This is a genomic window from Pseudomonas sp. SIMBA_068 (assembly GCF_046534705.1).
GTDB lineage: Bacteria > Pseudomonadota > Gammaproteobacteria > Pseudomonadales > Pseudomonadaceae > Aquipseudomonas > Aquipseudomonas putida.
On the sequence record NZ_JAWRYI010000007.1, the window covers coordinates 285,113 to 303,938 of the forward strand.

The window sequence follows — 18,826 nt, forward strand, 5'->3', positions numbered from 1 at the left end:
GTCACGGTACGGTCGTGGATAGCTTTCTAATTGCTGTCCTGTGTTGGCTGTTCCGGCCTCATCGCCGGAACAGGCCACCCCACAGGTTCGGTTTCAGCGCTGCTCGATCGGCACGAACTGGCGCTGCTCGACGCCGACATACTCGGCGCTCGGGCGGATGATGCGGTTGTTGGCACGCTGTTCGAAGACATGCGCCGCCCAGCCGGTCAGGCGCGAGCAGACGAAGATCGGGGTGAACAGCTTGGTCGGGATACCCATGAAGTGGTACGCCGAGGCATGGTAGAAGTCAGCGTTGGGGAACAGCCGCTTCTGCTCCCACATGGTCTTGTCGATGGCTTCTGAAACCGGGTACAGCACGCTGTCCCCCACTTCGTCGGCCAGCTGCTTCGACCAGCCCTTGATCACCTCGTTGCGCGGGTCGGACTCTTTGTAGATGGCATGGCCAAAGCCCATGATCTTGTCCTTGCGCTCCAGCATGCGCAGCAGCTCGGCAGTGGCTTCCTGCGGGCTCTGGAAGCGCTCGATCAGCTCCATCGCCGCCTCGTTGGCACCGCCGTGCAGCGGGCCGCGCAGCGAGCCGATGGCAGCGGTGACGCAGGAGTACAGGTCGGACAGGGTCGAGGCGCAAACGCGGGCGGTGAAAGTGGAGGCGTTGAACTCGTGCTCGGCGTACAGGATCAGCGACACGTTCATGACCTTGACGTGCAGCTCGCTCGGCTTCTTGCCGTGCAGCAGGTGCAGGAAATGGCCGCCGAGCGTGTCTTCGTCACTGGTGCAATCGATGCGCACGCCATGGTGCGTGAAGCGGTACCAGTAGCACATCACTGCCGGGAACAGCGCCAGCAGGCGGTCGGTCTTGTCGCGCTGGGCTTCGAAGGTGAGCTCGGGCTCCAGGGTACCCAGTACCGAGCAACCGGTGCGCATCACGTCCATCGGGTGGGCGTCACGCGGGATGCGCTCCAGCACTTCCTTCAATGCTTGCGGTAGGTCACGCAGGCCTTTGAGCTTGAGCTTGTAGTCGGCCAGCTCGGCCTGGGTTGGCAGCTCGCCGTACAGCAGCAGGTAAGCGACTTCTTCGAACTCGGCACCTGCCGCCAGGTCACGCACGTCGTAACCCCGGTAGGTCAGCCCGGCACCGGCCTGGCCAACGGTCGACAGTGCGGTCTGGCCGGCCACCTGGCCACGCAGGCCTGCGCCACTGAGTACTTTCGCTTCGGCCATGGTGTTTCTCCTTTCTTGAATTTGTTATGGATTTATTCTGGCTAATTCGGGGTGTTGCTCAGCCTTTCTTCTGGGCAAACAACGCGTCGAGGCTCTGCTCGAAGGCGTGGTAACCGATGGCATCGTAGAGCTCCATACGGGTCTGCATGGTGTCGATCACGTTTTTCTGGGTGCCGTCGCGGCGCAGCGCGGTGTACACGTTCTCGGCGGCCTTGTTCATGGCACGGAACGCCGACAGCGGGTACAGCACCAGCGACACGTCGACCGAGGCCAGCTCTTCGGTGGTGTACAACGGCGTGGCGCCGAATTCGGTGATGTTGGCCAGAATCGGCGCCTTCACCCGATCAGCGAACGTCTTGTACATCTGCAGTTCAGTGATGGCTTCCGGGAAGATCATGTCGGCGCCAGCCTCGATGCAGGCCTCGGCGCGATCAAGGGCAGCGTTCAGGCCTTCGACGGCCAAGGCGTCAGTACGCGCCATGATCACGAAGCTGTCATCGCTACGGGCATCGACAGCGGCCTTGATGCGGTCGACCATTTCCTGCTGGCTGACGATTTCCTTGTTCGGACGGTGGCCGCAGCGTTTGGCGCCCACCTGATCCTCGATATGGATGGCAGCAGCGCCAAACTTGCTCATGGAACGTACGGTGCGGGCGACGTTGAAGGCCGACGCACCGAAGCCGGTGTCGACATCCACCAGCAACGGCACGTCGCACACGTCGGTAATGCGGCGCACATCGGTGAGCACGTCGTCCAGGCCGGTGATGCCCAGGTCCGGCAAGCCCAGCGAGCCTGCGGCCACGCCGCCGCCGGACAGGTAGATGGCCTTGAAGCCGGCGCGCTTGGCCAGCAGGGCATGGTTGGCGTTGATGGCGCCAACCACCTGCAGGGGATGTTCGGCAGCTACGGCGTCGCGGAAACGCTGACCGGGGGTGCTCTTCACAGTCATTTCTCACCTCGTGGGCTGTTGTTGTGGGCGTCCAGATAGTGACGCTCGATGTTGCGCTTGGACGCGCCGATGTGGCGGCGCATCAGGAGTTCGGCCAGCTCGCCGTCACGGTCGGCGATGGCATCGAGGATGCGGTGGTGTTCGGCAAAAGCCTGGCGTGGCCGGTTGGGCGTGGCAGAGAACTGGATGCGGTACATGCGCACCAGTTGGTACAGTTCGCCGCACAGCATCTTGACCAGGGTCTGGTTGCCGCTGCCCTGGATGATCCGGTAATGGAAGTCGTAGTCGCCTTCTTGCTGGTAGTAACCCACACCAGCCTGGAATGCGGCATCGCGCTCGTGGGTATCAAGCACACGGCGCAGTTCGTCGATGTCGCCCTGGCTCATGCGTTCGGCTGCCAGGCGGCAGGCCATGCCTTCCAGCGACTCGCGAATTTCGTACAGCTCGATCAGTTCGGCGTGGTTCAGCGATACCACGCGCGCGCCCACATGCGGTACGCGCACCAGCAGGCGCTGGCCCTCCAGGCGGTGGATGGCCTCGCGCAACGGCCCACGGCTGATGCCGTAGGTGCGCGCCAGCTCCGGCTCGGAAATCTTGCTGCCGGGGGCAATTTCGCCCTTGACGATGGCCGCCTGAATGCGCCGGAAGACGTTTTCAGACAAGGTTTCCGTTTCGTCTGTCAGCACCGGGCTGGCGGTGGAAAGGTCCTGCATATTGTCGACACCTTGAAAATCTCTTTGCCAGAAATTAGCGAAAACAGGCTCGCCAGTCAAAGACAAAATGAATATTGTCGACAATTGTCTAATAACGAACTAACCCCCGCCCGGTGCTGTCAGATCGCGCACCGCTGGCGTCAATACGTCGGCGTGATAGAATGCCGCGCCTCCGATGGGGTATGGATAGCCTGTCTGTCATACATTCATGCTTGTTGACAGATAAAAGAGGAAGCTTGCGCAGTAGTTGCCAGTCGCCTTGACCAGAACCTTGCCTAGAACCTTGCCTAGAACCTTGCACTGCACCGCGCCAGGATTATGAGACTTACACCCGTTTTATTGCTGCTATGCCTCACCCTGCTGCCGGCCCTTGGTCAGGCTGCGGGCAAGACCGTCTATGGTCTCAACGAATATGCACGGCTGGGCGACCTGGACCTGGAAGTGGCCGCCAAGCTCGACACCGGTGCCAAAACCGCCTCGCTCAGCGCCCGCGATATCAAGCGGTTCAAGCGCAACGGCGAAAGCTGGGTGCGCTTCTACCTGGCCATCGATGCTGCCCACTCGCACCCGATCGAGCGCCCGCTGGCACGCGTAAGCAAGATCAAGCGCCGGGCCGGCGACTATGATGCCGAATCGGGCAAGGCCTACACGGCACGCCCGGTCATCGAACTTGAAATCTGCATGGGCCAGGCCATGCGCACCATCGAAGTCAACCTCACCGACCGCAGCGCCTTCCAGTTCCCGCTGCTGATCGGCTCCGAGGCACTCAAGCACTTCGACGCGCTGGTCGACCCAAGCCTTAAATATGCGGCCGGCAAACCTGCCTGTGCCACCGACGCTCACAAAGCAGAGTAATTCCGATGCGCTCTCTTACCCTCCATCTGAAAGTCCTGATCACCGTACTGGTGCTACTGGGTGTGGCGGTCACGGCTTACCAGATCTTCTTCCTCGGCATCCCGGTGACCGAGGATGAAACCGACGACCTGTGGAACATCGACGCCAAGGTCGAGTTCGTGGCCAGCACCAAGGACCCGGTCAAGGTGCAGATGTTCGTGCCACCGCTGAACCGCGACTATGTCAGCCTCAACGAGAGCTTCATCTCCAACAACTACGGGGTGAGCGTCAACCGTGCCGACGGTAACCGCAAGGTCACCTGGTCGGCCCGCCGCGCCAGCGGCAACCAGACCCTCTACTACCGCCTGGTGCTGACCAAGCGCTACAGCAACGAGAAGACCACGGTCAAAGGCCCGACCTTCCGTGACAGCCTGGCTATCGAAGGCCCCGAGAAGATCGCCGCCGAAGCCCTGATGGCGCCGATTCGCCAGCACTCTGCCGACGTAGAGACCTTCGTCAGCGAGACCATCAAGCGGGTCAACAACCTCAACGACGACAACGTCAAGCTGCTGCTGGCCGGCGACACCTCGCCGATGAAGAAAGCCCAGATCATCGACCTGCTGCTGTCGATCGCCCACGTACCGATGGAAAAGGTGCACACCATCCGCCTGGTGGCCGACACCCCGCAAACCCCGGAGCTGTGGTTGCGCAGCTTCAACGGTAACGACTGGCTGTACTTCAACCCGGACACCGGCGAGCAAGGCCTGCCCAGCGACCGCCTGCTGTGGTGGACCGGTGACGACAACCTGATCACCGTCGATGGCGGCAAGAAGGCCAACGTCACCTTCAGCATGAACAACAGCGAGATGAACGCCATCCGCCTGGCCAAGCTGACCGACGAGAACACCGACGCCGACTTCCTCGAGTACTCGCTGTACAGCCTGCCGCTGCAGACCCAGCAAACCTTCATGATCATGGTCATGATCCCTATCGGCGTGCTGGTGATCCTGGTGCTGCGCAACCTGGTCGGCCTGCAGACCCTGGGTACCTTCACCCCCGTGCTGATCGCCCTGGCCTTCCGCGAGACCCAACTGGGCTTTGGCATCGTGCTGTTCACGGTGATTACCGCGCTTGGCCTGTCGTTACGCTCGTACCTGGAACACCTCAAGCTGCAAATGTTGCCACGCCTGTCGGTGGTGCTGACCTTCGTCGTGGTGCTGATCGCCGCCATCAGCCTGTTCAGCCACAAGCTGGGCCTTGAGCGCGGGCTGTCGGTGGCATTGTTCCCGATGGTGATCCTGACCATGACCATCGAGCGCCTGTCGATCACCTGGGAAGAACGTGGCGGTGGCCATGCCATGAAAGTGGCCATCGGCACCCTGTTTGCAGCCTCTTTGGCGCACCTGCTGATGATGGTGCCGGAGCTGGTGTACTTCGTGTTCACGTTCCCGGCCGTACTGCTGATCCTGGTGGGCTTCATGCTGGCGATGGGCCGCTACCGTGGCTACCGCCTGACCGAACTCGTGCGCTTCAAGGCATTCCTGAAGAAGGCTGACGCCTGATGTTTGGCCTGATCAAGACGTGGAAAGCCCTGGAGGCCCGGGGCATCATGGGTATCAATCGGCGCAACGCGGACTACGTGTTGAAGTACAACAAGCGCAGCTTGTACCCGATCGTCGACGACAAGATCATCACCAAGGAGCGCGCCCTGGCGGCCGGTATCCATGTGCCGGAAATGTACGGCATCATCGAAACCGAGAAAGAAATCGACAAGCTCGACCAGATCATTGGCGGGCGCAGCGATTTCGTCATCAAGCCGGCGCAAGGCGCCGGCGGTGACGGCATCCTGGTGATCGCCGACCGCTTCGAGGACCGCTACCGCACGGTGTCGGGCAAGATCATCAGCCATGAGGAAATCGAACACCAGATTTCGAGCATCCTCACCGGCCTGTACTCGCTGGGCGGCCACCGCGACCGCGCGCTGATCGAGTACCGGGTTACCCCCGACCAGATCTTCAAAAGCATCAGCTACGAAGGCGTGCCGGACATCCGCATCATCGTGCTGATGGGGTACCCGGTAATGGCCATGCTGCGCCTGCCGACCCGCCAGTCGGGCGGCAAGGCCAACCTGCACCAGGGTGCCATCGGCGTGGGCGTTGACCTGGCCACCGGCGTGACCTTGCGCGGTACCTGGCTGAACAACATCATCAGCAAGCACCCGGACACCACCAATGCGGTGGATGGCGTGCAGCTGCCGAACTGGGACGGCTTCATGAAGCTGGCCGCCGGCTGCTATGAACTGTGCGGGCTGGGCTACATCGGCGTGGACATGGTGCTGGACCAGGAAAAAGGCCCGCTGATTCTCGAGCTCAACGCCCGCCCGGGCCTTAACATCCAGATTGCCAACGACTGCGGTCTGACCCAGCGCACCCACGCCATTGAGGCGCATATCGAAGCGCTGGCCAAGGATGGCATTACCGAAGATGCCGAACAGCGGGTTCGGGTAGCTCAGGGTTTGTTCGGGCACGTGCCTAACCGCTGAATTGCCGGGGGCTGCCTTGCAGCCCATTCGCAGCACAAGGCTGCTCCTACAGAATACTGCGCAGGCTTACAGGGCTGCGTTTCACCTGTAGGAGCAGCCTTGTGCTGCGAATGGGCCAAACACACTGGCGAATGTCGCGCCCAGTGCTAGGCGCTTTTCCTACACAGGTCTACAATCGCCCTCCTCGCTTTTACATCGCCGTCCACACTGATGCCGACCTGTACGCTTTACCCCCTGCCCTACCAGCCTGACCCAGCCGCCTATTTCGCCCGCTTGCGCCAGGCCCCCGGCGCGATCCTGCTCGACAGCGCCCGCCCCGGCGCCGAACGCGGCCGCTTCGACCTGCTCAGCGCCTGGCCGCTGCAACAGCTGCAAGCGCACCCCGATGAAGAAGGCAGCGCCTTCCTCCAGCGCCTGCGCGACGGCCTGGCCCACCTGGGCCATGCACAACTGCCCGAAGGCAGCGAGCTACCCTTCGCCGGTGGCCTGATCGGCTACCTGAGCTACGATTTCGGTCGCCGCCTGGAACACCTGCCAAGCCTGGCCGTGGACGACCTCGGCCTGCCCGACGCGCAACTGGGGCTATATGCCTGGGCACTGGTCAGCGACCATGTGCACGGCACCAGCCAGCTGGTGTTCCACCCAAGCCTGGCCAGCAGTGAACGCGAACGCCTGATCACGCTTTTCGAAGGCGCCTGCGACACTGCAAGCGGCGACTTCAAGCTGCTCGCGCCGATGGCCGGTGACCTGCAGCCCGACCAGTACCGGGCCGCCTTCGACCAGGTACAGCGCTACATCCAGGCCGGCGACTGCTACCAGATCAACCTTACCCAGCGCTTTCGCGCGCCCTGCCAGGGCGACCCCTGGCGCGCCTATCAGGCCCTGCGACAAGCTTGCCCCACGCCGTTTTCCGGCTACCAGCAACTGGCCGATGGCAGTGCCTTGCTCAGCTTCTCCCCGGAGCGCTTCGTCCGCGTCAGCCAGGGGCAGGTGGAAACCCGGCCAATCAAGGGCACTCGCCCGCGCGCCAGCGACCCGATTGAAGACAAGCGCAATGCCGAGGAGCTGCTGCACAGCCCCAAGGACCGCTCGGAAAACCTCATGATCGTCGACCTACTGCGCAACGACCTGGGGCGTACCTGCAAGATCGGTTCTGTGAAGGTACCGGAGCTGTTCAGCCTGGAGAGCTACCCCAACGTCCACCACCTGGTCAGCAGCATCACCGGCCAGCTGGCCAGCGACAAGGATGCCCTGGACCTGATCGGCGACAGCTTCCCCGGCGGCTCGATCACCGGGGCGCCGAAGATTCGCGCCATGCAGATCATCGACGAGCTGGAGCCTGCACGCCGGGCGCTTTACTGCGGCTCGCTGCTGTATGTGGATGTGCGCGGCGAGATGGACAGCTCGATTGCCATTCGCAGCCTGCTGGTCAAGGACGGCCAGGTCAGTTGCTGGGGCGGCGGTGCGGTGGTGGCCGACTCCGAATGGCAGGCCGAATATGAAGAGTCGATCGCCAAAGTGCGGGTGTTGATGCAGACCTTGCAGGGCTTGTGAGTCCGTCTAGCCCGCGTTTTTTTGTTACCATCACCTTACTACGAGCGCACAGCGCCACAGCCAAGATGGAAACCGCCTGATGAGCCAACCCTTCGACGTCGCCGCCCTGGCCGCGACCTACGCCAACAAGTCCCCGCAGGACATTCTCAAGCTCGCCTTCGAGCATTTTGGTGATGACCTGTGGATCTCCTTCAGCGGCGCCGAGGACGTGGTGCTGGTCGACATGGCCTGGAAGCTGAACAAGCAGGTCAAAGTGTTCAGCCTCGACACCGGCCGCCTGCACCCGGAGACCTACCGGTTCATCGACCAGGTGCGCGAGCAGTACAACCTGCCGATTGAACTGCTCAGCCCCGACCGTGCCCAACTCGACCCCTTCGTCAAGGAAAAGGGCCTGTTCAGCTTCTACAAGGACGGCCACGGCGAGTGCTGCGGTATTCGCAAGATCGAGCCGCTGCGTCGCAAGCTGGCCACCGTGAGCGCCTGGGCCACCGGCCAGCGCCGCGACCAGAGCCCAGGCACCCGCAGCCAGGTGGCGGCACTGGAAATCGACAGCGCCTTCTCCACGCCCGAGCGCACCCTGTACAAGTTCAACCCGCTGGCGCAGATGAGCAGTGAAGAGGTGTGGGGTTATATCCGCATGCTTGAGCTGCCATATAACAGCCTGCATGAGCGCGGCTTCATCAGCATCGGCTGCGAGCCATGCACCCGTCCGGTGCTGCCGAACCAGCATGAGCGTGAAGGGCGTTGGTGGTGGGAAGAGTCGACGCAAAAGGAATGCGGGCTGCACGCCGGCAACCTGATCAGCAAGGCTTGAGATAGCCGGGGCTGCTTTGCAGCCCTATCACGACACAAGGCCGCTCCTACATGAGATCGCATCCCCTGTAGGAGCGGCCTTGTGCCGCGAAAGAGCCGCAAAGCGGCCCCGCACAATTGCGGATCAGTGCACCGGCAGTTCAACGCCTGCGAACAGTTCTTCAAGCTCTTGCTTGTTATGGCACTGAATGGCCTTGGCCATCACTTCGCGGGTCAGGTGCGGGGCGAACTTCTCGATGAAGTCGCACATGAAGCCGCGCAGGAAGGTGCCACGACGGAAGCCGATCTTGGTAATGCTGGCTTCGAACAGCTCGCTGGCATCCAGGGCCACCAGGTCATTGTCGAGTTTGGCGTCCACGGCCATACCCGCGACGATACCCACGCCCAGCCCCAGGCGCACATAGGTCTTGATCACGTCGGCGTCTGCTGCGGTGAACACCACTTTTGGCGTAAGGCCACGGTGGTTGAAGGCTTCGTCCAGCTTCGAGCGCCCGGTAAAACCAAACACATAGGTAACGATCGGGTATTCGGCAACCGCTTCCAGGGTCAGTTTCGGCAGCTTGGCCAGCGGGTGACCTTGCGGCACCACCACGCAGCGGTTCCACTTGTAGCACGGCATCATGATCAGGTCGCCGAACAGCTCCAGCGCCTCGGTGGCGATGGCGAAGTCGACCGTACCGTCCGCAGCCATCTCGGCAATCTGCATGGGCGAACCCTGGTGCATGTGCAGGGACACTTCCGGGTACTGCTTGATGAAGCTGCTGATCACCGGCGGCAAGGCATAGCGCGCCTGGGTGTGGGTGGTGGCAATGGACAGCGTACCCTTCTTCTCGTTGGAGAACTCCTGGGCAATCTGCTTGATGCTTTCGACCTTGCGCAGGATTTCGCCGGCAGTATTGATGATGCGCTCACCGGCCGGGGTGACACGGGTGAGGTGCTTGCCGCTGCGAGCAAAGACTTCAACACCCAGTTCATCTTCGAGCAGGCGGATCTGCTTGCTGATACCTGGCTGGGAGGTATACAGGCTCTGCGCCGTCGCGGAGACGTTGAGGTCATGGTGCGCCACTTCCCAGATGTAGCGCAGTTGTTGAAGCTTCATAGGTTTCCCTCGGTTCAGCGATGAGTCCGCGGCAGCAGGCAGCGACGATATATAACTATATTAGTGGTTCTGGAAATAAATCTAGAACTATTTTGTTACGTACTCTCGGAAAAAGCAGACACTCCACTTCATATTTTCCTACGCCCCAGGTGCTGCGCCAAAGGCACCATGTACACCGGCACCGGCGACAGTTGCAGCAGTCGCACTGCCGTGCGCCCCAAGGGCACATCCACGCCGGCGCCGGCGCTGTGGCTGCCGAAAATCAACAGGTCGACGCTAAGCCGCTGCGCCTGGTCAAGGATCACCTGAGCCGGATCGCCCTGGCGTACCCGCACCGCCTTGATCACCGCAAGGTCGGCCTCCTCGCCCAGCTCATCGCGGAAGTTTTCCAGCACGCGCTGCTCGATGTTGGCCATCACCGCGTTCACCCCCTGGCTATGCAACTGGTCGAGCGTCTGCTCATCGAGGTAGCTTTGCAGGAGGGATTCGGCGAACTGGCCCATTGGCTCCACGGCGTGAATGACATACAACTCGGCATTGAACGTGCGCGCCAAGGCCAGCGCGTGCTGCATCACAAAAGGGGCGTAGACACCGAGGTCGGTGGCGTACAGCATGGAGCGGATCATTCGACCTCCTCGACTGCCGCAACGGCAGAGCAAGCTTCAGCTTAGCAGCGCGCCGAACGCACGCTTTGCCGTCCGGCGCGCTGCCGGCGTGGCCTGCAGGCCCGCGCAAAAAAAGCAACGCCAAGGTCAAAGCCGCCGTCAGCAGGGCCGATCTCTGGTGTCGAGGAAACTCATGGCCTGGTACAGGGTTCCCATGCCCGGCAAGCTGCAGCCTGCCATACGCGCACGCGCCAGCGGCTCTGCATAGATAGCCTGCAGCTCCAGCGGGCGCATGAGGGCATAGTCGTGAAACATGCTTGGCCAATAGTCAGGCATGCGCTCGGTCATCTGGAACAAGTGCTCGGCATACCCCTCGGGTAACACATGCCCACAGGCGGCAGCGCCTTGCACACCTCGGCCATCAGGGCCTGGATCAGTTCACGGTCATGGCTGCTTGCCATCAGCCCGGCGGTGCCTTCGCCCAGCAATACCGACAGACCGTTGGACGGACTCGCTGCGCAGCAGAAAATGCACGTCGAAACCAGCCCGGGCCAGCATCAAGCCATAGAAGCCTCCAATAGCTCCGCTGCCAATGATGCCGATGCGTGGTGCGCGCGGATGCATGCCGATTTCCAGGTCAAGGTCAGCTTTCTTTTTACACAGCTTGCACACTGCCAGCTAGCCCATGCACGCCAAAGTGCCACAACAGCAGGGAAAACAGCATGCTGACGCGACTTCAGCCCATTGTCGCGCCACCCGTAACGCGCTAAGGTTCGGCTCCCCGCTGCGATTATTCTTGCTGCTGGGCCGCACGGGGACAGTTGGCGGCCGGCACCCGTGACCTGACGAGTAACACGATGGCTGATTTACCGATCGATGACTTGAACGTTGCCTCCAACGAGACCCTGATCACCCCCGATCAGCTCAAGAAGGAAATCCCCCTCAGCGCCAAGGCCCTGCAGACCGTGACTGCCGGCCGTGAAGTGGTGCGCAATATTCTCGATGGCAAGGACCATCGCCTGTTCGTCGTAGTCGGCCCTTGCTCCATCCACGACATCAAGGCCGCCCACGAATACGCCGAGCGCCTGAAGGTGCTGGCCGCCGAAGTGTCCGATACGCTGTACCTGGTCATGCGTGTGTACTTCGAAAAGCCACGCACCACCGTCGGCTGGAAAGGCCTGATCAACGACCCGTACCTGGATGACTCGTTCAAGATCCAGGATGGCCTGCACATTGGCCGCCAGCTGCTGCTGGACCTGGCCGAAATGGGCCTGCCGACCGCTACCGAAGCGCTTGACCCGATTTCCCCGCAATACCTGCAGGACCTGATCAGCTGGTCGGCCATCGGCGCTCGCACCACCGAATCGCAGACCCACCGCGAAATGGCCTCGGGCCTGTCCTCGGCGGTCGGCTTCAAGAACGGCACTGACGGCGGCCTGACCGTTGCCATCAACGCCCTGCAGTCGGTGTCCAAGCCACACCGCTTCCTCGGTATCAACCAGGAAGGTGGCGTGTCCATCGTCACCACCAAGGGCAACCCGTACGGCCACGTGGTACTGCGCGGCGGCAACGGCAAGCCGAACTACGACTCGGTCAGCGTCGCCCTGTGCGAGCAGGACCTGGCCAAAGCCAAGATCAAGGCCAACATCATGGTCGATTGCAGCCACGCCAACTCCAACAAGGACCCGGCCCTGCAACCGCTGGTCATGGAGAACGTTGCCAACCAGATCCTCGAAGGCAACCAGTCGATCATTGGCCTGATGGTGGAAAGCCACCTGAACTGGGGCTGCCAGTCGATTCCGAAAGACCTGAACGAATTGCAGTACGGCGTCTCGGTCACCGACTCGTGCATCGACTGGTCCGCGACCGAGAAAACCTTGCGCAGCATGCATGCCAAGCTCAAGGATGTGCTGCCGCAGCGTAAGCGCGGCTGATTGATATAAAAAAGCGGGGCCGCTTCGCGCCCCATTCGCGGCACAAGGCCGCTCCTACAGGAGATCGCATATCCCTGTAGGAGCGGCCTTGTGCCGCGAATGGGGCGCGAAGCGGCCCCCGTTTTTTTAAGTAAAGTGTCAGGCCTTGCTCGAATGCCGCTGCTGGCGCTCCATGTAGCGTTCCACATATGAGCAGGACGGAATCACCGTATAGCCCATCTGTTCAGCGTACTCCAGCGCCCGCTCGGTCAAAGCGGCAGCAATCCCGCGGCCCCGCAAGGCGTTGGGCACGAAGGTGCGATAGATGTCCAGCGTCTGCTTGCCCAGATCCATGTACGTCAGATAGGCACGATGACCGTCCACGGTGGTCTCGAACTGATGACCGGCCTGGTCATGGTGGATGGTCAGCGCTTCGCTCATCACTACTCCTCGCAGGTCTTCTCGGCAGACCCATACCTTAACCGATGGTGGTTTATCCGGCGCTAAATCCTCTACGCCACCTGTTGCCCCTTCGACCTCTGGACGATTGTAATCGTTCGGATCCTGTGGCACTCACAAGATAGTAGGCGCCGCAAATGGGATTGCTCAAGGTGGCAGCGGCGAAAAATGGCGAAAATGCTGAGAAAGCGACTCTTCCCTGCTACCTTCAACAGCCGCCGGATGTTGTAGGGCTTAAGACGTCGAAGGACAGTTAAAGTCACCGTTAGTTCAACAAAAAAGTTCCGGCACTACAATCGCTTGCGAACCCTGCACGTTTTTTTCACACGCACGTCGCAAATCTTGTCGGCGTGGCGCCAAGCCACATTTTTTTTGCAGTTCTTGCGCTCAGTCAGTTTACTTACTACAAGTAATGGGTACTATGTACGCCGGCCAGTTTCTCTTTCCTGAGAGATGGCTATTTAATAGAAAGTCCTTGAAGGGGAACACGATGAACAACGTTCTGAAATTCTCTGCTCTGGCTCTGGCCGCAGTTCTGGCTACCGGTTGCAGCAGCGTATCCAAAGAAACCGAAGCTCGTCTGACTGCGACTGAAGACGCAGCAGCTCGCGCTCAAGCTCGTGCTGACGAAGCCTACCGTAAGGCTGACGACGCACTGGCAGCCGCTCAGAAGGCTCAGCAGACCGCTGACGAAGCCAACGAGCGCGCTCTGCGTATGCTGGACAAAGCCAGCCGCAAGTAATAATCCTCGCGGATTGTTAAGAAGCCGACCCACTTGTGGGTCGGCTTTTTTATTGCCTGCCAGCAAGGTAAATGCGCCAGGCAGTAACGAAAAGGCCCGCACTAAGGCGGGCCGTGATGTGTCGCAATTACCTTACTGCAGTTCTGGCGGAATGCTCGACACCATAGGTGCGCTACCCTGGTTCTCGACCGGCACGGCAATTTCTACCGGCATGCCATCTTCTGCGGCCACCACGTCACGCACCATGTCCCAGTTCATACGCAGGTTATTGGCCAGGTCTTCACGCTTGAGCAAGGCGTTGATAACGGCGGTGTGTTTATCGACTACCGACGGGTTACCCTGGTCATCCAGGGGCGTGTGCGCTTCCAGATAGACCTTGCCGCCGCTGATACCGAACTTGTAAGGCTCGTTGATGATGCGCACCGGCGTACCCACCGGCACCATCTTCGACAGTTCCAGCACGTTGTTGTTGAGCATGCGGAAGCAGCCGTGGCTGGTACGCATGCCAATGCCGAACTTCTTGTTCGAACCGTGGATCAGGTAGCCCGGCACGCCCAAGGTGAACTTGAACGGCCCCAGCGGGTTGTCCGGGCCAGCCGGCACTACGGTCGGCAGGATGTCACCGTCCGCCGCGTGCTCTTTGCGGATCGAAGCAGGTGGCGTCCAGGTCGGGTTCGGCGTCTTGGCGGTGATCTTGGTATTGGCGATCGGCGACCCCCAACCCTCACGACCAATCCCTAGCGGGAAGGTATGTACCACGTTCTGCCCTTTCGGGAAGTAGTACAGGCGGTACTCGGCCAGGTTGATGACGATGCCTTCGCGCGGGCCAGGCGGCAGCACGTAGCGGGTCGGCAGGATGATCTCGGTGCCAGCGCCCGGCAGCCAAGGGTCGACGCCCGGGTTGGCGGCAATCATTTCCAGGTAGCCGAGGTCGTTGGCGGTGCCGATGTCGGCGAACGTGTCCTCGTACTTTGCCTTGATCACATGCACCTGACCGACGATGTCTTCACCGGGCGGTGGCAGTGGCAGCTCCAGCGCAGCAGCGGGGCCCGCTACCAGCAGGGCGGCCAGGGACAGGCTACGGGTGACGGCAGGAAAGCGCGGCAACATCCGGTAAATCCTTCGAAAGGTGGGTCAAGAGGATCGATTGTACACCCGCGCCGATGCAAGCGGGAGGCATTGGCGCGATGCAAGCGTTTCAGATGATGAAAGGTGCTTGCCGTTCAGCTCGCCTGCAGCTCTGGCCAGACCGGGCGCATGCCGCGCCGCTGGGCATCGAGGATGGCTCGGCAGAGGTCACACAGCCGGCTATCGCGGTAGATCGCGCGCGGCACCCCCGACCAGCGCGGCTGCGCCGGCAGCAGGCCGCCGCACAAGGTACGGTCGACCGGCACGCCCAGCTCAAGCTGGCGGGCCACCAGGTGGACGCGGATTTCCTGGCAGGCGAACAGGTCGAGCTGCTCATCGGGCTCGATCAGTTGATAGGCATACAGGGACCAGGCAGGGCGGGGCATCGGGGGCACTCGAAACGGGGGGCGCAACATTAGCCGAAAGCCCGCCCCGTTTAAAGCGTCACAGCAAGGGTTTTATCGTCGGCCAGGCATTTTCCAGCAGGCGCTGCTGGGCACCTTGGGCCGGATGGATGCCATCGGCCTGCATCAACTCAGGCACGCCCCCTACCCCTTCGAGGAAAAACGGCACCAACGGCACCTGTTTGTCCGCAGCCAGCTGTTCATACACCTTGGCAAAAGCGGTGGTGTAGCGCACCCCGTAATTGGGCGGCAGGCGCATGCCCAGCAACACCACCTTGGCACCGGCCTGGCGTGCCCCCTCAATCATCGAGGCAAGATTTTGTTGCAATTGCGCGGGCGGTTGCCCACGCAGGCCATCGTTGCCGCCCAGCTCCAGCACCACCAAGCTCGGTTTATGCGCTGCAAGCAGCGCCGGCAGCCGCGCCTGGCCACCTGCGCTGGTGTCGCCGCTGATCGAGGCATTGACCACTTTGTCGTCGAAACCTTCGTCCTTGAGGCGGGTCTGCAACAGAGTGACCCAACCCTGGCGGCTATCCAGGCCAAAACCGGCGCTGATACTATCGCCAACAACCAGCAGTGTTCCCGCCGCCGCGCTCTGGGCCAGGCAATACAGGGCCAGACCGGCACTCAACCACCACATTCGCATCGGATTCTCCATGGGCCCCAACATACTCGTTGCGCAGAACCTTAGCAAAGTGGTCCCCAGCGCGGAAGGTGACCTGACGATCCTCCACGCGCTCTCCCTCGAACTGGCCAAAGGCGACAGCCTGGCCATCGTCGGCGCCTCGGGCTCAGGCAAGTCGACCCTGCTCGGTCTGCTCGCCGGCCTCGACCTGCCCAGTGCCGGCAAGGTCATCCTCGCCGGCAACGACCTGGGGCCACTGGATGAAGACCAGCGCGCCCGGGTACGCGCCGAACATGTGGGTTTCGTGTTCCAGTCATTCCAGTTGCTCGACAGCCTCAATGCGCTGGAAAACGTCATGCTGCCACTGGAGCTGGACGGCCGCCGCGATGCCCGCGAGCAGGCGCGCTCCCTGCTGGAGCGGGTCGGCCTCGGCAAGCGCCTGAGCCACACCCCACGCCAACTGTCGGGCGGCGAACAGCAGCGGGTAGCCATCGCCCGCGCCTTCGCCGCACAACCTGCGGTGTTGTTTGCCGACGAGCCCACCGGCAACCTCGACAGCCACACGGGTGAGCGCATCAGCGACTTGCTGTTTGACTTGAACAAGGAGCGCGGTACCACCCTGGTGCTGGTCACCCATGACGAACGCCTGGCCCGGCGCTGTCGCCGCCAGATCCGCCTGGACGCGGGGCGCCTGGTGGCGCCGGTGGAGGCTTGATGAAGCACATGCCGTTGTCCCGCCTGTGCGGCCTGGCCCTGCGCCAGTTGCTGCGCGACATTCGCGCCAGCGAAGTGCGCGTGCTGTTCTTTGCCCTGATGGTAGCAGTGGCCGCCAGCACCGCCATCGGCTATTTCGGCGCCCGCCTGAACGGCGCCATGCAACTGCGCGCCAGCGAATTCCTGGGTGCCGACCTGGTGCTGCAGGGGAGCGCCCCCGCCCGCGAGCAGCAGATCGATACCGGCACCGCACTTGGCTTGCGTCACGCGCAGGTGGTCGAGTTCACCAGTGTGGTGGGCGGCGACAACGGCATCCAGCTGTCCAGCGTCAAGGCCGCCGACAGCGCCTACCCATTGCGCGGGCAAGTACGCAGCGCGCCGGCGCCCTATGCCGAGGAAACACCTGGCGGCGGCCCGGCACCTGGCGAGGCGTGGGTCGAGCCCCGCCTGTTGGCGGCGCTGGGGCTGGCGATTGGCGACAGCATCGACGTTGGCATGAAAACCCTGCGCATGAGCCGTGTGCTGACCTACGAACCGGACCGCGCCAACAACTTCTACAGCCTTACCCCGCGGGTGATGATGAACCTGGCCGACCTGGAGGCCACCGGTGTAATCCAGCCGGGCAGCCGGGTCACCTACCGCGACCTGTGGCGCGGCGATGCCGGGGCGCTGGCCCAATACCGCCAGGGCGTGGAAAAAGACCTGGCCGCCAACCAGCGCCTGCGCGACACCCGCGATGGCAACCAGCAGATCGGCGGCGCCCTGGGCAAGGCCGAACGCTACCTGAACATGGCCAGTCTGGTGGCGGTGCTGCTGGCCGGGGTCGCCGTGGCCTTGTCGGCCAGCCGTTATGCCGCACGTCGTCTGGATGCCAGCGCACTACTGCGCTGCCTGGGTCTCTCGCGCCGCCAGGCACTGGGCCTGTATTGCCTGCAACTGGCCATGCTCGGCCTGGTTGCCGCCCTTGCCGGGGCCCTGCTCGGGTGGCTGGCACAACTGGGCCTGTTCCGCCTGCTGCACGGCCTGCTGCCAAGCGTGGTGCCGGCAGGCGGCATCATCCCGGCCCTGGCCGGCATCGGCACCGGGTTGGTTGCACTGGCCGGCTTCGCCCTGCCACCCATTGCCGCCCTGGGCCAGGTCCCGCCACTGCGGGTACTGCGCCGTGATCTGTTGCCGACACCGCCCAGCAGTTGGTTGGTGTACGGCGCCGCTCTGTTTGCCCTTGGCCTGATCATGTGGCGCCTGAGCCTCGATCTGTTGCTCACCTTCGCCCTGCTCGGGGGCGGCCTGGTCGCCGCATTACTGCTCGGCGGCGTGCTATTGCTCGGCTTGCGCAGCCTCCGCCAGCTGCTGGCCGGGGCGCCACTGGCCTGGCGCCTGGGGCTGGGCCAGTTGCTGCGCCACCCCACGGCCGCCGCCGGCCAGGCCTTGGCCTTCGGCCTGATCCTGCTAGCCATGGCGTTGGTCGCCCTGCTACGCGCAGAACTGCTCGACACTTGGCAAGCTCAGTTACCTAAGGATGCGCCCAACCATTTCGCCCTGAACATCCTGCCGGATGATCGTGAGCCGTTCGCTCAACGCCTGCATCAGGTCAACGCCACTTCAGCGCCTTTGTACCCGGTAACGCCGGGGCGCCTGGTGCAAATCAACGAGCAACCGGTACAGCAAATCGTCAGCAAGGACACGGCAGGTGAGCGCGCCGTGCAGCGCGACCTCAGCCTGACCTGGGCCGCCGAGCTGCCCGAAGGCAATGCACTGACCGCAGGCAACTGGTGGCAAGCCTTGCCCGGCAGCGACGAAATCCCCGGTGTATCGGTGGAGGCGGAGCTGGCCAGCAGCCTGAAACTGAAAATGGGCGACCTGCTAACCTTCGAAATCGGCGGCCAGCAACGCCAGGCCCGAGTCAGCAGCCTGCGCAGCGTGCACTGGGACAGCTTCCAGCCAAACTTCTACATGATCTTCCAGCCCGGCACACTGCAGGGGCTGCCGACCACCTACCTGACCAGCTTCTACCTGGCGCCGGGCCACGACCTGGACGTGGTGGCGCTGTCACGGGCATTCCCGGCGGTGACCATCCTGCAGGTGGATGCCTTGCTCGACCAGCTCCGCAGCATCCTCGCCCAGGTGACCCTGGCGGTGGAGTATGTGCTGCTCTTCGTACTGGCCGCCGGGCTGGCGGTGTTGTTTGCCGGCCTGCAGTCAACGCTGGACGAACGCATCCGCCAGGGTGCCTTGCTGCGTGCGCTGGGGGCGGCGCGGCCATTGCTGGTCAAGGCACGGCGTATCGAGTTCGGCTTGCTGGGGGCGGCCAGCGGGTTGTTGGCCGCAGTGGGCTGTGAGCTGATTACCCTGGTGCTGTACCGCTATGCCTTCGACTTGCAGTGGAGCCCGCACCCGTGGCTGCTGGCGCTGCCGCTGATGGGGGCGCTGCTGGTGGGCGGTGCAGGGGTGCTGGGGACGCGGCGGGCGCTGAATGCCAGCCCGTTGGCGGTGTTGCGCGAGGGTTGAGGG

Annotated in this window: 19 protein-coding genes and 1 pseudogene; 9 read left to right on the plus strand and 11 right to left on the minus strand. The window is 62.6% G+C overall.

Annotated features, from left to right (window positions below; genetic code table 11):
- Nucleotides 1-93 precede the first annotated feature (93 nt).
- Genes prpC through SB756_RS18045 form a run of 3 tightly spaced genes read right to left on the minus strand, consistent with a single transcriptional unit; the run spans nucleotide 94 to nucleotide 2,883 of the window.
- Nucleotides 94-1,221 carry a 2-methylcitrate synthase gene (gene prpC / locus SB756_RS18035; protein WP_410911289.1) on the minus strand — a complete coding sequence of 376 codons (1,128 nt, stop codon included), beginning with the start codon at nucleotides 1,219-1,221 and terminating at the stop codon, nucleotides 94-96.
- Between the two features lie 58 nt (nucleotides 1,222-1,279).
- Nucleotides 1,280-2,170 carry a methylisocitrate lyase gene (prpB, locus tag SB756_RS18040; RefSeq protein WP_016485912.1) on the minus strand — a complete coding sequence of 297 codons (891 nt, stop codon included), beginning with the start codon at nucleotides 2,168-2,170 and terminating at the stop codon, nucleotides 1,280-1,282.
- Nucleotides 2,167-2,883, minus strand: coding sequence for a GntR family transcriptional regulator (locus SB756_RS18045; RefSeq protein WP_016500533.1), 717 nt, complete (start codon nucleotides 2,881-2,883; stop codon nucleotides 2,167-2,169). The genes prpB and SB756_RS18045 overlap by 4 nt, the downstream gene beginning before the upstream one ends.
- 318 nt (nucleotides 2,884-3,201) lie before the next feature.
- Between SB756_RS18045 and SB756_RS18050 the strand changes: the two genes are divergently transcribed.
- The 5 genes from SB756_RS18050 to SB756_RS18070 all read left to right on the plus strand — a co-directional run bounded on the left by SB756_RS18050 (nucleotide 3,202) and on the right by SB756_RS18070 (nucleotide 8,627).
- Nucleotides 3,202-3,738 (plus strand): ATP-dependent zinc protease, encoded by a 537-nt coding sequence (locus tag SB756_RS18050; RefSeq protein ID WP_016500534.1) that lies wholly within the window; start codon nucleotides 3,202-3,204, stop codon nucleotides 3,736-3,738.
- A gap of 5 nt (nucleotides 3,739-3,743) precedes the next feature.
- A complete protein-coding gene (locus tag SB756_RS18055) occupies nucleotides 3,744-5,279 on the plus strand; it encodes an inactive transglutaminase family protein (protein WP_341798157.1) in 1,536 nt (511 codons plus the stop codon).
- Nucleotides 5,279-6,259 (plus strand): alpha-L-glutamate ligase-like protein, encoded by a 981-nt coding sequence (locus tag SB756_RS18060; RefSeq protein WP_016500536.1) that lies wholly within the window; start codon nucleotides 5,279-5,281, stop codon nucleotides 6,257-6,259. The genes SB756_RS18055 and SB756_RS18060 overlap by 1 nt, the downstream gene beginning before the upstream one ends.
- Before the next feature lie 210 nt (nucleotides 6,260-6,469).
- Nucleotides 6,470-7,813 (plus strand): aminodeoxychorismate synthase component I, encoded by a 1,344-nt coding sequence (gene pabB / locus SB756_RS18065; RefSeq protein WP_341798156.1) that lies wholly within the window; start codon nucleotides 6,470-6,472, stop codon nucleotides 7,811-7,813.
- A gap of 79 nt (nucleotides 7,814-7,892) precedes the next feature.
- Entirely contained in the window at nucleotides 7,893-8,627 is a 735-nt protein-coding gene (locus tag SB756_RS18070; RefSeq protein ID WP_049276133.1) for a phosphoadenylyl-sulfate reductase, read from the plus strand.
- 123 nt (nucleotides 8,628-8,750) lie between these two features.
- On the opposite strand, the gene cysB is transcribed toward SB756_RS18070, so the two are convergent.
- From cysB to SB756_RS18090, 4 genes and pseudogenes are all read right to left on the minus strand, one after another.
- On the minus strand, nucleotides 8,751-9,725 hold the full coding sequence (gene cysB, locus SB756_RS18075; protein WP_016485905.1) for an HTH-type transcriptional regulator CysB: 975 nt from the start codon (nucleotides 9,723-9,725) through the stop codon (nucleotides 8,751-8,753).
- A 128-nt stretch (nucleotides 9,726-9,853) separates the two neighbouring features.
- Nucleotides 9,854-10,351 carry a universal stress protein gene (locus tag SB756_RS18080; protein ID WP_341798155.1) on the minus strand — a complete coding sequence of 166 codons (498 nt, stop codon included), beginning with the start codon at nucleotides 10,349-10,351 and terminating at the stop codon, nucleotides 9,854-9,856.
- A 138-nt stretch (nucleotides 10,352-10,489) separates the two neighbouring features.
- Nucleotides 10,490-10,839: pseudogene (locus SB756_RS18085) on the minus strand (ketopantoate reductase C-terminal domain-containing protein); the annotation flags it as partial.
- Complete coding sequence (locus tag SB756_RS18090) at nucleotides 10,775-10,954, minus strand: 2-dehydropantoate 2-reductase N-terminal domain-containing protein (RefSeq protein WP_410911290.1); 180 nt, start codon at nucleotides 10,952-10,954, stop codon at nucleotides 10,775-10,777. The gene SB756_RS18090 and the pseudogene SB756_RS18085, both read right to left, overlap by 65 nt.
- A gap of 233 nt (nucleotides 10,955-11,187) precedes the next feature.
- Between SB756_RS18090 and SB756_RS18095 the strand changes: the two genes are divergently transcribed.
- Nucleotides 11,188-12,264: a 3-deoxy-7-phosphoheptulonate synthase gene (locus SB756_RS18095; RefSeq protein WP_341798154.1), complete on the plus strand. Its 1,077-nt coding sequence runs from the start codon at nucleotides 11,188-11,190 to the stop codon at nucleotides 12,262-12,264.
- Nucleotides 12,265-12,402: 138 nt separating this feature from the next.
- Here the strand turns inward: SB756_RS18095 and SB756_RS18100 are convergent, their stop codons facing one another.
- A complete protein-coding gene (locus SB756_RS18100; RefSeq protein ID WP_016500542.1) occupies nucleotides 12,403-12,684 on the minus strand; it encodes a GNAT family N-acetyltransferase in 282 nt (93 codons plus the stop codon).
- A 508-nt stretch (nucleotides 12,685-13,192) separates the two neighbouring features.
- Between SB756_RS18100 and oprI the strand changes: the two genes are divergently transcribed.
- On the plus strand, nucleotides 13,193-13,444 hold the full coding sequence (gene oprI, locus SB756_RS18105) for an outer membrane lipoprotei OprI (RefSeq protein WP_003259780.1): 252 nt from the start codon (nucleotides 13,193-13,195) through the stop codon (nucleotides 13,442-13,444).
- 132 nt (nucleotides 13,445-13,576) lie between these two features.
- Here the strand turns inward: oprI and SB756_RS18110 are convergent, their stop codons facing one another.
- The 3 genes from SB756_RS18110 to SB756_RS18120 all read right to left on the minus strand — a co-directional run bounded on the left by SB756_RS18110 (nucleotide 13,577) and on the right by SB756_RS18120 (nucleotide 15,622).
- Nucleotides 13,577-14,554, minus strand: a complete 978-nt coding sequence (locus SB756_RS18110; RefSeq protein WP_016500543.1) for a L,D-transpeptidase family protein — start codon at nucleotides 14,552-14,554, stop codon at nucleotides 13,577-13,579.
- A gap of 113 nt (nucleotides 14,555-14,667) precedes the next feature.
- Complete coding sequence (locus SB756_RS18115) at nucleotides 14,668-14,958, minus strand: hypothetical protein (RefSeq protein WP_016485900.1); 291 nt, start codon at nucleotides 14,956-14,958, stop codon at nucleotides 14,668-14,670.
- A gap of 58 nt (nucleotides 14,959-15,016) precedes the next feature.
- Entirely contained in the window at nucleotides 15,017-15,622 is a 606-nt protein-coding gene (locus SB756_RS18120) for an arylesterase (protein ID WP_410911291.1), read from the minus strand.
- A gap of 10 nt (nucleotides 15,623-15,632) precedes the next feature.
- On the opposite strand from SB756_RS18120, the gene SB756_RS18125 reads away from it, so the two are divergent.
- Together SB756_RS18125 and SB756_RS18130 are read left to right on the plus strand one after the other, a co-directional pair.
- Entirely contained in the window at nucleotides 15,633-16,316 is a 684-nt protein-coding gene (locus SB756_RS18125; RefSeq protein WP_016500545.1) for an ABC transporter ATP-binding protein, read from the plus strand.
- The gene (locus SB756_RS18130) at nucleotides 16,316-18,823 is read left to right on the plus strand and encodes an ABC transporter permease (RefSeq protein ID WP_410911292.1); all 2,508 of its coding nucleotides are present in this window, start codon (nucleotides 16,316-16,318) and stop codon (nucleotides 18,821-18,823) included. The genes SB756_RS18125 and SB756_RS18130 overlap by 1 nt, the downstream gene beginning before the upstream one ends.
- Nucleotides 18,824-18,826: the final 3 nt, after the last annotated feature.

Excerpts from the sequence above, each read along its gene's own strand:
- pabB (WP_341798156.1), top strand. The coding sequence starts at position 6,470 with ATGCCGACCTGTACGCTTTACCCCCTGCCCTACCAGCCTGACCCAGCC.
- prpC (WP_410911289.1), bottom strand. The coding sequence starts at position 1,221 with ATGGCCGAAGCGAAAGTACTCAGTGGCGCAGGCCTGCGTGGCCAGGTG.
- SB756_RS18050 (WP_016500534.1), top strand. The coding sequence starts at position 3,202 with ATGAGACTTACACCCGTTTTATTGCTGCTATGCCTCACCCTGCTGCCG.
- prpB (WP_016485912.1), bottom strand. The coding sequence starts at position 2,170 with ATGACTGTGAAGAGCACCCCCGGTCAGCGTTTCCGCGACGCCGTAGCT.
- SB756_RS18120 (WP_410911291.1), bottom strand. The coding sequence starts at position 15,622 with ATGCGAATGTGGTGGTTGAGTGCCGGTCTGGCCCTGTATTGCCTGGCC.
- SB756_RS18055 (WP_341798157.1), top strand. The coding sequence starts at position 3,744 with ATGCGCTCTCTTACCCTCCATCTGAAAGTCCTGATCACCGTACTGGTG.
- SB756_RS18045 (WP_016500533.1), bottom strand. The coding sequence starts at position 2,883 with ATGCAGGACCTTTCCACCGCCAGCCCGGTGCTGACAGACGAAACGGAA.
- SB756_RS18125 (WP_016500545.1), top strand. The coding sequence starts at position 15,633 with ATGGGCCCCAACATACTCGTTGCGCAGAACCTTAGCAAAGTGGTCCCC.
- SB756_RS18080 (WP_341798155.1), bottom strand. The coding sequence starts at position 10,351 with ATGATCCGCTCCATGCTGTACGCCACCGACCTCGGTGTCTACGCCCCT.
- SB756_RS18130 (WP_410911292.1), top strand. The coding sequence starts at position 16,316 with ATGAAGCACATGCCGTTGTCCCGCCTGTGCGGCCTGGCCCTGCGCCAG.
- SB756_RS18095 (WP_341798154.1), top strand. The coding sequence starts at position 11,188 with ATGGCTGATTTACCGATCGATGACTTGAACGTTGCCTCCAACGAGACC.
- cysB (WP_016485905.1), bottom strand. The coding sequence starts at position 9,725 with ATGAAGCTTCAACAACTGCGCTACATCTGGGAAGTGGCGCACCATGAC.
- SB756_RS18115 (WP_016485900.1), bottom strand. The coding sequence starts at position 14,958 with ATGCCCCGCCCTGCCTGGTCCCTGTATGCCTATCAACTGATCGAGCCC.
- SB756_RS18060 (WP_016500536.1), top strand. The coding sequence starts at position 5,279 with ATGTTTGGCCTGATCAAGACGTGGAAAGCCCTGGAGGCCCGGGGCATC.
- SB756_RS18110 (WP_016500543.1), bottom strand. The coding sequence starts at position 14,554 with ATGTTGCCGCGCTTTCCTGCCGTCACCCGTAGCCTGTCCCTGGCCGCC.
- SB756_RS18100 (WP_016500542.1), bottom strand. The coding sequence starts at position 12,684 with ATGAGCGAAGCGCTGACCATCCACCATGACCAGGCCGGTCATCAGTTC.
- SB756_RS18090 (WP_410911290.1), bottom strand. The coding sequence starts at position 10,954 with ATGCATCCGCGCGCACCACGCATCGGCATCATTGGCAGCGGAGCTATT.
- SB756_RS18070 (WP_049276133.1), top strand. The coding sequence starts at position 7,893 with ATGAGCCAACCCTTCGACGTCGCCGCCCTGGCCGCGACCTACGCCAAC.
- oprI (WP_003259780.1), top strand. The coding sequence starts at position 13,193 with ATGAACAACGTTCTGAAATTCTCTGCTCTGGCTCTGGCCGCAGTTCTG.